This is a genomic window from Kitasatospora sp. NBC_01300, from assembly GCF_041435235.1.
In the GTDB taxonomy this organism is placed as follows: domain Bacteria; phylum Actinomycetota; class Actinomycetes; order Streptomycetales; family Streptomycetaceae; genus Kitasatospora.
Map to the genome: position 1 here is coordinate 742,589 of NZ_CP108409.1, position 12,070 is coordinate 754,658.

Sequence of the window (12,070 nt, forward strand, 5' to 3'; positions counted from 1 at the left end):
CGGGGCTGTGACCTGCGGCGACACCGGGTAGTACGGCTAGTCGAAGGATGGGCTGACCGAATCGGAGAGCCCGACCGCATCGAGGTCCTTCGCCAGCCAGTTGTAGGCGAGAGCCGTGGCCGGAGTGTCCCCGAACACCCACAGGGCCTCACGGACGACGCTCCGGCTGGACCATGCGGCCGATTCGGGGCGGAGGTGGCGGAAGTCGGCCTGGCCGTCGACGGAGCCGGACCACGGCCAGGAGTCGGGCTCGGCAAGGACGTCCTCCACCCGGGTGACATCGACGTGTGACGAGGAACCGAGCGGCAACGGGACGACGACCCGCGAGAACGTGGGCCCGAAACCCCAGCCGCGGTCGCTCCCGGCGGGGGGCCAGCTGATCTTGCAGGCGAACCGCACCGGCAGCGCACCGCCGAGGAACATGGTCCGCCGGACGGGAGACAGGTACTGCGCGACGATGTCCTCGTAGATGGAGAGGGCGCCGGAGTAGACCTGTCCGACCAGGTCGATCAGCACCTCCTCGCTGTACGCACTCGAAATGTCGCCCGATATCTGCTCCGGCGGGACGTCCGGTACCGGGTAGGGGCGGTGGATCAATCCGTCACGCGTGATCGGGAGGCTCTGTTCGACGCACCGGTCGCGGAGTTCCGCCAACTGCGACCTCGACACGACCTCGCCGCGCCGGAACCGCAGCAGGACGGCGTCCGGCGCATGGCGGAAGATCTCGTCGATCGTGGAGACGACGTCGGGGATCGGAACGGGACGGTGCGCCCCTGTGCCACGCTGGTCGGTCAGCAGCCGGGAGAGACGCCAAGCCTCTTCCAGGCACGCGGCCGGGTTGTCCGGCAGTGGAAAGGCCCTGTGCTCCAGCACCTGTGCCATGCTGCTCTTCACCCAGGACAGCGAGAGCCGCCACGGCCAGGCCGGGACATCGGACGCGACGGTCACCGAACGCATCGAGGTGATCCTCAGCCCGTCCACTTCGCCTCGTTTCAGGTCCGGCGGGGCAGTGGTCTCGAAGAAGCGCTCACGGCCGTCGAAGGCTGCTGGGTCGGCGAACACGAGGCCGAGACTGCTGGAACTCTCGGTGCCCGATCCGACCCCGATCGGGACCCCTCGGCCGGTTCCGTCCGAGCAGCTGAGCAGCGCGCTCGCGCGGCCGACTCCGCCGAGCCAGGCGTCGAGCGTCCCGGACAGGCGCCGGGCGCATTCGAGGGCCTCGGGGTGCGCGACCGTCGATCCGTGCCCGAAGCTCGGGACGGCCTTCTCGGTGATCCATGCGGCCAACCCGGGGTCGACGGCCGTCAGATCGCTCAGCAGAGCCGTCACGCGGTCCCAGGGACCGCTGGAGACAACGAAGGTCAGGGCGTCCCGCCAGCGGTCCCGGCGCTGCGGCGAGAACCCCACGAGCTCCGGCAGTCCGTTGTCCAGGACGTACTGGCCGCCGAAGTACTGTCCCAGCACCGGGAGGGCGAAGGTGAGCGTGCGCTGCCGGTGGACGACCAGCCTGGTCCGGACGAGTCGCAGCTGTTCCTCCCTCGTCCCGGCCTCGCCCGCCGGGACGGCGCCACCGGAGTCCAGGGTGAGCCGCCCGAGCCGGCCGAGCAGGCCGTACGTGTCGTCACCGAGCCCGGGGGCCCGCGCGAGCGCCCGTTCGACGAGGGCGGCGAGGAACTCCCCCCGTGTGTGGGGTACATCGGAGCCGGCCTTCCGGCAGTCGGCGGCGATCAGCGCGAAGAGCGGCCGGTGCAGTGCGTCGCGGATCTCGGGGTTGGAGTGCCACGCCAGCGCCCGTGGTGCCCCCACCCTGTCGAGGAGGTCGCGGAGTTCGGTGTCCGAGAGAGCGGGCAGGGTGAGACAGTCGGTGCTCTGAAGGAGGCTGTCGGGGCGGCTGGTGGCCAGGACCTTCCGGCCGGACGCGCTGTAGACCCATTCCCGGAGGTCGTCGAGGATCTCCGCCGAGCGCCCGGCACCGAACTCGTCCAGGCCGTCGAGGAAGACCGTCACCTGGTCGTGGTCGCCGGGGAACCGTGCGACCTGTTCGTCGAGCGCTCGCAGCAGGTCGGACCCGCTCGACTTCACGGTGAGGTGGACCGGCAGCGGCGCACGGAGGTCGTCGACGGCCCGCAGCACCGACGTCCGGTACTCGCGTTCCAGGGCGACGGTCTTCCCCGAGCCGAAGTCGCCCGTCAGGACGGCGATCCTGCGTCCGCTGTGGAATCGCCCGAACTCCGGGCACGCGCCGACGGCGCCGTCCTCGGCCAGCTCCTCCGCCAGTTCGGGTGCCAGCCCCACGGCGATCCAACGCGTCACCAGCCGTCCCCGGCTGGCGGACAGGCCGGCGAGGAGTGCGTCCCTCCTGGCCTGCCCACTCGACGCGTCGTCGCCGGACACCGCCCGCCGGACGTGGCGCGCAGCGACGGCAGCCTCGCGATCGAGGCCGATCGGGCGGGCGAACCCGTCCTCGGGCGAGGGGAGTTCGGACCGGCCGTTCAGCTGTCCGATGACGTTCGTGTCGATGTAGTGACCGTTGAACTCGTAGTGGTCCCCCAGGACGATCGTTCCCCGCTGTCCGGGGAACGACAGGATGCCGACCAGTTCATCGAGGGGAACTCCCGACCATCCGGCCGCGGCGTAGCCGTTCTGTGCGGCGACGAGCGCGGACTTCAGACCCAGTCGCCAGGGGAATTCCGCGACCAGTGACTTGAGGACATGGAGCGCTTCCGGGGTGCATCGGCGAGTCAGCGTCCGGGGGATGGCGTCCCGCCACTCCACGACCTGCTGCTCGACACCGATGGAATGGGCTCCCAGGGGGTAGGCGGCTTCGGTTGCGGCGGACAAGGAGTGCAGCCAGCGGTAGAGCTCGGCCAGTTCGGCCTCTGCCAGCGGTGCTTCGATCCGCTGCCTTGCCGCCTCCGCGGTACAGGCCTCCGCCAGGCCGCGGCTGAACGACTCCGATCTACCGGTCAGCGTCCGAAGGCGCGGCCACGCCCCGGGCGAGTCCGTGGTCAGCAGCGCCTTGGCCGCCCTGACCGCCAGCTCCGCTCGGACGGGCTCCTGGAAGTCCGCGACCCCCTTCAGCACCTCGGCCACGAGAGCGTGTACCGACGCGCTTCCCGCCGGCAGCAAGGCTTCGAGCAGCACCGACCAGGTGTCCAACGCCGCCCTGTCCACCCTGTCGTCACCCGCTGACTGCCCGATCCCCTCGGCCACTGACCGGGCCAGGCCCTCCATCGCGAGTGCCAACGGCGCGGACCACTGCGGTTCCAGGAGCCGCAGGTTGCAAGGGTGCTGCCCGTGCTCCAGGTCTGCTCGGACGCATCGTTCGACGGTTTCCGCGAAATCGTCCGGCGCGTGCTCGGCGGCGAGGCGCAGCAGCGCCGCCTGCACCTCACGAAGCACCCCCTCGGGCGCGGTCGGCGGACTGCACGCGACTGCCGCTGTCCAATGGCGCCAGATCTGTTCGGGAACCTCGCCGATTCGGCCGGCCCGGTGCAGGAGGACGAGCGACTGATGGCCCGCCCAGGCTCGCAGGTCCTGCTTGTCCGTCCCGAGCCAGGAATCGCGGTGGTCGTGTTCGGCCCGGAGGTAGTGCAGCGCGCAGCCCGGAAGCTCGGCAAGCTGCTCGGCGGAGAACAGTGCGGCGCCCGGCCAGTCCTTGATGTCACCGCTGTCGCACGCCTCGGTCCTGCCGCCTTCGAGAGGCACTTGGAGGTTCCACAGCAGTTTCCAGAAGCTGTCGGTGTCACCGTTTCGGGCACCGGCGAGTGCCGCATGCTGAAAACCGGACAGTTCGGCGGATGCGTCGGCCGGCTCGGACGCATCGCGTTCGGCTTCGGAATTCATGCGCAGGGAGTCCGCCGTCTCACCGGCCAGCGGAACTCCCTCGAAGATCCACTTCAGTCGCGCCCAGGTCGGGTCCTCCCGCCGCTCCCAGAGGAGTTCGAAAGCCTCCTGGTCATCGTGGCGGTAGAGGTAGGACGCGAGGGTCGCGTAGGCTTCCGCGACCTCCGGCTCGCCAGCCTGCGCCGCCCGATCCCCCTGGTCCAGGACCCACCCGAAGTCCTCCGCCTTCGCCAGACTGCACAGGGAAGCACGATCCCGTGCCGACCACCGCGGGCGGGTGAGCTCCCACAGCACCACCACGGACGATCGGTCGTCGCTGAGGCTCTCCCTGACCAGCGCGTCCACGAACGCCAACCGGCGCGACCGGGCCGCGGCGGAAGCGGAGGCGCCCGGCCCGGTGTCGTCGGGCTCGGTGTCGTCCATGGCGCTCGGGCAGGAGACCCGCGCATGCCGCCGGAGGCGCCCGGCGACGATCACCGCCGCCTGCGGATAGAGCACCGCGGCACGCTCGGAGCTCAGCACGCGATCGATGACCGCGTCGACGAACTGCTCCACCGCCGGATCGTCCGAACCGGGGAACCCGGAGTCCCGGGCCACCAGCCGGCCCAGCAGACCGGCTGCCTGCTCCTCGTCGCAGTCGGCCACCAGAACCCGGAGGAATGCGCGATAGCTGCCGTACAGATGGGTGTTCCGCGGCGGTCGCAGCACCCTCAGCACCGCCGCGAGGTCGAGATGACCGGGCCAGAGGCCGGTCAGCAGGACGCCTCGGAGCTCATCGTCCGGATCGACGCGTGCGGCGTACTCGTCGTCCTCCAGGGAGCAGAGCAGGGGCCGCAGTTCACTCGCAGCCGTCTCGGGGGCACAGGCGAACGCCGCGCTCACGGCGAGCCTGCGCTCGGTCGCCGGCCAGCGGTCGTCGCGGCACAGGGCGAGCAGCGGGGCCACCAGGGCGGGTGCGGCGCAGCCCCGGGCGAGTTGCAGAGCCACCCGTACCCGCGCCCGCATCGGCCAGTCGTCGTCCAGCGCGGTCGGGTCGCCCACCAGGGCCGCACGGAGTTGCTCCCCCAACCGTGGGTGCAGCAGGCTCCAGCGGGTGAGCTGCCACCGGTTGGCGCTCAGCTCCACCTCGGCCGCGTCCTCCAGGAGCCGGGCGACGATCAGCTCGCGCATCGCGTCGGACCGCACCAGCGAGCTGTGGACGGTCACGCTCTCGGGATCCGCGTCGGCCAGCCATCCGACGTGCTCCGGATCGAGGGCGACCAGCCAGGCCGCCGTCTCGCGCAGGGGCGGCGGGATGCGGGCCGCGCTCGCCCCCGGGATGTCGACCAGGAAGAGCGCCTTCAGCTGCCGGCGCGGCAGCCGTCGACGGACCAGGTACGAGGCGGCGAGATAGGCCGACAGCGACGAATGCCGGAACGCGCTGCGTTCGCGGTTGGTCGCGGTGAACAGGGCGGTGTGAAGCACCTCCCGCACCGCCGGCGGGGTGACCTGGAAGCGGTCCCCCGGCGCGGTCTCCTCCTCTCCCCCGGCCACGTCGTCGATCTCCAGGTCGAGCCGGTGCAGCTGATCGCGGTGCGCGGGCTCGTGCCAGAGCGTCCGTCGTCCCGACAGCAGCATCCGGGCGGCGATCCGGCCGGCGATCTCCACGCGCTGCTTGGGCAACGTCTGCGGTGGGCCCGGGGTGTTGCGTCCGGGGTCGTGTTCGGCGGCCAGCAGCCGGGCACCGCTCGCGAAGAGCCCGTGCGGATCACCGCTCAGGCCGTCGTTCTCCCGGCAGGAACGGACGAGCAGTTCCAGCGTCAGCGGCGCGCTGGCCAGGGCGCCCGCGCCGACCGACACCGCGGCGGTCACCAGGCGCTCGCCGTCCATACCGGTGCTGTCGACCAGGCGCACGGCCTCGGCACGGGACAGTGGTGCGAGGTCGACGAACAGGCAGTCGCTGAAGTGTTCGGTGAGTACGTCGGTCAGCCGCGGGGGCCAGTCGGCGGTCCGGCAGGCCAGCAGCATCCGCAGGCCCGTGGTGTCCCTGCCGTTCAGCGACCTCGCCAGGGCTCCGTGCAGGGGGAGCAGCCGGGGGCTCTCGTCCAGCTGGTCCAGCACGATGGTCAGGCGGCGGGCGGCTGCCGCATCCGATGCCGCCGCCGTGCCGTCGCCGCTCCGGCGGGGCTTGCGGGGCAGGCCGTCCAGAATCCGTCCGACCAGCTGCTGGTAGGAGTACTCGGTCAGCTCGGAGCCGTCGACCCAGACGTAGCCGTCCGAGGTCCCCGGATCCGCCGGGTCCAGCGGCGCCAAGTCCTCGACCAGACGCCGCAGCACCGTCGTCTTCCCGCCGCCGGGCTCGCCCAGCAACACCATGACCCCGGCTCCCGCCACTTCCTCCGGCCGCAGCAGGGCCCCCGGGAGCACCTCGCCGTCCACCGGCCGGTATCCCGCTTCCTCGTCCAGGAAGCCGTCGTACCCGAGCGGGAACAGGTCCTCGACCGGATCACTGCCCGCCCGGACCCGGCACAGCCGTTCGGCCTGGACCTGGAACAGACTCCTCAACGATCACCATCCGAGTGGGGCCGCTCCGCACGGCAACCTGCTTGTCTGCCCGTCACCGTCGAGCCCGTGAAGACTCCGTTGAACTCGTAGTGGTCACCGCCGTAGCGGCGGTCACCGCCGGTCCGGCCCGCAGGTCGCTCCCGTGCTGTGGCGAACGTGGTGGCGAACGTGGTGGCGAAGGTGTCACCGGTTGGACCGGCCGACTGCCTCGGGGGGAGGCCGGCGATCACGGACGACACCGCGGCGGCGGCAGAAGCTGCCGCTCTCGATCGCGATCCGTCGGTGTCGACGGCCTGTCCGGCATCCTGCGCACGGCCGCCCACCCCGCACACCACCAACGCCTGGCGGGCACGGCGCAGGTACGCCAGCGCGGACCCTGCGCGCCCGTCGTCGACCGCCACCGCGTCCCGGTGGTCGCCGCTCAACGATTCGGCCACCCCACCGGCCACCTCTCCGACCGTCACGTCGAGCGGGGCGCCTCCGGAAACGATCGGCTCGAAGTGGATGGCCGGCCTCCCGGTCAGGAGCACCCCCGGGGCGATCCGGTCGCGCCATCGCCCGTCGGTGAGAGCGGCCGAGGCATCCTGCACCAGGGGCACCGGCGGCTGCCACGGCCGTGGAGGGCCGCCGAGCCCCACGGAGTACGGGCCCGCCAGTTCGTGATGCACCTCGGTGGCGACGACGACGTCGCCGAGCGCGATGTCGTCCTCCAGGCAGTTCACGAGGTCGGCGAAGAACAGGGCGGTGGGTTCGGCTTCACCGACACGTTCGGCAATCACCGCGGCGGCCCGGTCGTACCCGCCGACGAGGACGGGCGCGACCCGCCACGAACTGCCGGCCAGCCGGCCGCACGCCACGAACTCCCGCGCCCCGACCGGCCATCGCTCCACCTCGTCCAGCTGGCCCAGAAGCGCCTGGTACATCACCGGCAGGGTCGTCAGCACGGTCACCGCTCCCGACTGTTCGCCCACCCGTGCACCCTTCGTCACCCTTCCTCCGTTCACCGCAGCGGTCCAGAGCGACCGCTCGGACGACTTTCGAGCTGGCAACTTCCCTGTATACCAGTCTTGTTGATCATCACTGTCGAATCCATGCGTTTACCCGTCGTCACCTCGAAACCCGCTAGCGTCCTGCCATGGCCAACCACCCGGACGCACATCCCGACGAGACGGCGGACGAGGAGTGCGGTGCCGGTACCGGTACCTCGTTCGAGGACCTGGCCGACCTCCTGAGCGCCGGCGATCGGACCGGCCCGGTCATCTACGCGCCATACGGAAACATCAACACCGGTGCGGTACACGGCGACCAGCGCGTCCTCAACGACCATGCGGCTCATCATGAGGACCGTCACGCACACGTCCGCAGCGGCCCGATCCCCCCGGCGGAACTCGCCGACGCGCAATCGGGCTTCGCAGAGCCGGACTGGTTCGCCGGCGCCCTGGCGTCACCTGGGGCGCGGCTGTTCTTCCTCACCGGGCGGCCGGGGACGGGACGGCGCACCGCGGCCGTCAATCTGCTGCTCCGCCTGCTTCTCCGCCGCGGTCGGCCGGGCAGCGCGCTGTGGTCCGTCGACGGCGATACGGACCTGTCGTCGTGGCGGCCCCACCGAGGAGAGGCCGGCGGCTACCTGCTGGACGACCGGCAGGCTCCGCGCTCCTTGAGGCTCAGCACCGTTCATCATCTCCAGCAGTCGCTGGACAACGCCGACGCCCACCTGGTGATCGTCGTACCCGACAGCCCCGAACTCGTCCGAGGTCTGGAACACCAGCTCCGCATCAGTCCACTGAGGCATCAACCACCGATCCCCGAAGTCGTGTTCGCGGCCCGCCTCGCAGCCGCAGTACCGGACCCGGACGAACGCGACCGGCTGCTCGGAGGCCTGGCGCCCGGCCTGCTGGACACACTGCTCGTCCCGGAACTGGTGCCCGCCGAAGTCGCCGAGTTGGCGACGGCCGTGGCCACCTCGGCCGGGAAGTCCCTGACACTCGGCAGTCTGCAGGAGCGACTGGTCCTCCTCGCCGACAGCGAAGCTCCGCGCATCGTCGCCGAGTTGCGCGCGAACCCGCATGCCCTGGCGTTCCTGCTGGCCGTCTGCGTCTTCGAAGGCCTCGACCACCGGGTCGTCCAGGAACAGGCGGAGCGGCTCCTCGGCATCCTCGACGGTGCCCTTCGGACCGTACCCGGGAACGGCGACGACGGAAGCCCGCAGTTCTACGCCGATCCTCGACTCGCCCTCGCATGGCCGTGGGAGGAGCTGCTGCACATCGTCCGCGCGGAGCGGATGCCGCCGGAGATCCGCACCGGGCCACCTCACCCCCGGACGCTGGAACCGGTGCGATTCACGCGACACCGGCAGGCGGAAGCGGTCCTACGACATGTCTGGCGCGAGTACAGCGGCCTCGCCGCCGCGCTGACCACATGGCTCGAACACGTCGCCGACACCGCCGAACTGACCGCGGCGGCCGGCCGAGCCCTGGGCCTGGCCGCGGGTTGCGGCCTCGGCCCCCAGGCGTTCCGGCGGATCGGCGCCCTCGCCGCGTCGGGACGCGGCGCCGACCGGGCGATCGCGGCCCACGCCCTGAGTGCAGCGGCCGCCGATCCGACGCCGGCAGAGCAGGTCGAGTCCTTTCTGAACCGGTTGAGTCGGAGCCATGACCTGCGACATCGCGGCACCGTGGCCCACGTCTGCGGCACCTCCTTCGGACGTTCTCGGCCGGATCGTGCCATGGAGCTCCTTCTACGGGTCGCCCAAGGGCCCGGCGGTGAACCGAGCCTGCTGGTCCAACGCGCCGTCCGCCCCTCCGTGGTGAGCCTGTTCACCTCGGGCAGCCAGCCGACGGTTGTGCGGCACCTGGCGAGCCGGCTGCGGCAGGGCGAGGCCGACGCCGAATCTGCCCTGCGCCTCTTTCCGCACCTCCTGGCGGATCTCCTCACCGAGGCGTCCTGGTTCCAGCAGGAAATCCTCGCCGAGGGCGCGTGCATGCGGCCGGTCGTCGAACTGATCCGCCGCAGCCTGGACCACGACGGAGTCTTCGACCTGACCTGTCGGCACCTCGTCCGATGGTGCCGCCTCGCTCCGACCGGTCCCCGGAGCGAGGCCGTGGACATCCTGTTCCGCGAGCTGGCCCGGCACCCAGGACGCGGGACACGACGACTGTCCACCGCCCTCGCCCCGAACAGCGGCCTCCTGTCGGCCGCCCCCCGGAGCGATTCCGGGACGACCCGGGGCACATGACGGCCGCCACCTGCCGTACGCGGTAGGCAGCGAAAGGGGCCGGAACCTCACCAATGCCGCCCGGCCCTCGGCTCGTTCAGTCGGCGAGGCGGGCGTGTCGGCGGAGGTAGTCGGCGACCTCCTGGACGTCGTCGAGGGGCAGCGGGTAGACGACGAGGCGGCTGAGGCCGAGTGCTGCGTAGCGGCGGTGGGCCTCGCTGTCGACGGGCGTCATGGCGGTGTAGTTGAGTTCGAGGGGGCCCAGCCGGGCGGGGCGTTCGACCTCGTCGGCCGCCTTGCGCAGCCCGGCGAGGTTGGCGGCGAGCTGGTCGGGGCTGTCGCCGGCGCCGAACCAGCCGTGGCCGCGGGCGACGGCCCTGCGGTAGGCGGCGGGGCTGTGCCCGCCGATCAGGATGCGCGGGCCGCCGGCCTGTACGGGGCGGGGGTGGGCGTCGAGGTGGTCGAAGGCGACGTGCCTGCCGTGGAAGGCGGGTGCGGGCTGGGTCCACAGGGCGGTCATGGCGTCGAGGTACTCGTCGGTGCGCGCGCCGCGCTCGGCCAACGGCACGCCTATGGCGGCGAGTTCCGGTTCCAGGTAGCCGGCGCCGACGCCGACCCGCAGTCGGCCGCCGCTGAGCACGTCGAGGCTGGCGAGCTGTTTGGCGAGGACCACGGGGTGGCGTTGGGGCAGGATGATGATCCCGGTGCCGAGTTCGATCCGTTCCGTGAGGGCGGCGACGTAGGCGAGGTGGACGAGCGGGTCGAGGATCGGCTCGCCCGCGTCCATGGGCGAGTCGGGGGTGCGCGGGTCGGGCAGCGCCACGTGGTCGCCCACCCACCAGGACCGGTAGCCGAGTTCCTCGGCCAGGGCGGCCAGGCGCGCCGTCGCCCGCGGCCCGTGCGTGGCCTTGGCACTGATTCCGAACACTCCGAGTTCCATGAATGACTGCCCGCCTCGTTCGACAACGGCATGTGTGCGGCCGGGAACGCCGCACCGGTGGAGTGCGCGTTTCACGGCCGTGGACCCGTCATACCCGAAGCGGCGGCCGCCGTCACGGACGACGCGCGGCCGCCACCGCCCTGCACCTCCTGCACGTCCTCGACAACCCGAGCCCACCCGCCCCCCCCCTGCTCGCCTGTGAGCCACATCACCGTTGAGGTTGACCTTGGGTCAGGGCTCAAGCTCCTCGCAACGGCACGGCGCCGACCCGGGCGTCACCGATGCGAAGGAGCACACCACCATGCCACTCCCCCTTTCCGACCTTTCCGGCCCTTCCGACCAGGACGAGAACACCCTGCGGACCGCCGCCCTCGACGCCGCCGGGCAGGACCGCCCGGAGCTGCAGAAGGCGATCGAGGAGATCGTCGACTCCGGTTTCACCGGGGTGTCGCTGCGCGTGCACGACGAGCGGGGCGCGTGGGTCGGCAGCGCCGGGACGGCCGAACTGGGCGGGGCCGCGAAGCCGCCGACGGACGGGCGGGTCCGGATCGGCAGCACCACCAAGACCTTCACCGCGACCCTGGTGCTGCAACTGGTGGCCGAGGGCAAGGTCGGGCTGGACACCCCGGCGGCGCACTACCTGCCCGAGTTCGGTCTGGACCAGCGGATCACGGTGCGGATGCTGCTGCAGCACACCAGCGGGGTGTTCAACCACACCGGCGAGGTCTACGCCGACGGGACGGTCGCGCCGGGCATCCCCATCCCCTACGGCACCACGGGCAGCGAGTGGATGGACAACCGGTTCAAGACCTACCGGCCGCAGGAGCTGGTACGGCTGGCGCTGTCCAGGCCGGCCCGGTTCGAGCCGGGGACGGGCTGGAGCTACTCCAACACCAACTACGTGCTGGCCCGGCTGCTGATCGAGAAGGTCACCGGCCACCCGGCCGCCGAGGAGACGCAGCGGCTGATCCTGGGGCCGCTCGGACTGTCGGCCACCGTGGTGCCGGGCGCCTCACCGGAGATCCCCGAGCCGCACGCCCATGCCTACTACCGCTACGAGGACGCCGGCGAGCAGAGGACGATCGACATCACCCGCCAGAACCCCTCCTGGATCTCCAGCGGCGGCGACATGATCTCCACCACCCGGGACCTCCACACGTTCATCTCCGCGCTCCTGGGCGGCAGGCTCCTGCCTGCCCCGCTGCTGGCCGAGATGTGCACCCCGCACCCGACGGGCATCCCCAACATGGACTACGGCCTGGGCGTGTTCGTGGTGACGACGGACGACGGCGCGACCGTCATCTCCCACAACGGCGCCGCCGTGGGCCACGCGGCGCTGATGTACAGCACGCCCGACGGACGCAGGACCCTGACCGCCGCGCTGAACTGCGTGGACGACGCCGACCTGTCCATCGGCGGGGCGTTCCAGCAGGCGACGCGCAGGCTCGTCGCCGAGGTGTTCTGCGGCAGGCAGGCCGATCCGGCCCAGCCGACGGACTGATGTGCTGTGCGTAGCCGCCGAGTTC

At 71.5% G+C, this 12,070-nt stretch carries 5 protein-coding genes; 2 read left to right on the forward strand and 3 right to left on the reverse strand.

All coding sequences use genetic code 11. From position 1 onward, the window contains the following. Positions 1 to 36: 36 nt before the first annotated feature. Positions 37 to 6,390, reverse strand: a complete 6,354-nt coding sequence (locus OG556_RS36910; RefSeq protein WP_331744280.1) for a hypothetical protein — start codon at positions 6,388 to 6,390, stop codon at positions 37 to 39. Next, positions 6,387 to 7,340, reverse strand: a complete 954-nt coding sequence (locus OG556_RS36915) for a hypothetical protein (protein WP_371523107.1) — start codon at positions 7,338 to 7,340, stop codon at positions 6,387 to 6,389. The genes OG556_RS36910 and OG556_RS36915 overlap by 4 nt, the downstream gene beginning before the upstream one ends. 185 nt (positions 7,341 to 7,525) lie before the next feature. Between OG556_RS36915 and OG556_RS36920 the strand changes: the two genes are divergently transcribed. Next, on the forward strand, positions 7,526 to 9,625 hold the full coding sequence (locus tag OG556_RS36920; protein WP_331744285.1) for a hypothetical protein: 2,100 nt from the start codon (positions 7,526 to 7,528) through the stop codon (positions 9,623 to 9,625). 76 nt (positions 9,626 to 9,701) lie between these two features. On the opposite strand, the gene OG556_RS36925 is transcribed toward OG556_RS36920, so the two are convergent. Then, the gene (locus OG556_RS36925) at positions 9,702 to 10,532 is read right to left on the reverse strand and encodes an LLM class F420-dependent oxidoreductase (protein WP_331744287.1); all 831 of its coding nucleotides are present in this window, start codon (positions 10,530 to 10,532) and stop codon (positions 9,702 to 9,704) included. A gap of 313 nt (positions 10,533 to 10,845) precedes the next feature. On the opposite strand from OG556_RS36925, the gene OG556_RS36930 reads away from it, so the two are divergent. Continuing rightward, complete coding sequence (locus OG556_RS36930) at positions 10,846 to 12,045, forward strand: serine hydrolase domain-containing protein (RefSeq protein ID WP_331744289.1); 1,200 nt, start codon at positions 10,846 to 10,848, stop codon at positions 12,043 to 12,045. The last annotated feature ends 25 nt before the right edge of the window (positions 12,046 to 12,070 follow it).

Bases quoted from the DNA above. Each gene is read 5' to 3' on its own strand.
- OG556_RS36920 (WP_331744285.1), top strand. From the start codon at position 7,526: ATGGCCAACCACCCGGACGCACATCCCGACGAGACGGCGGACGAGGAG.
- OG556_RS36930 (WP_331744289.1), top strand. From the start codon at position 10,846: ATGCCACTCCCCCTTTCCGACCTTTCCGGCCCTTCCGACCAGGACGAG.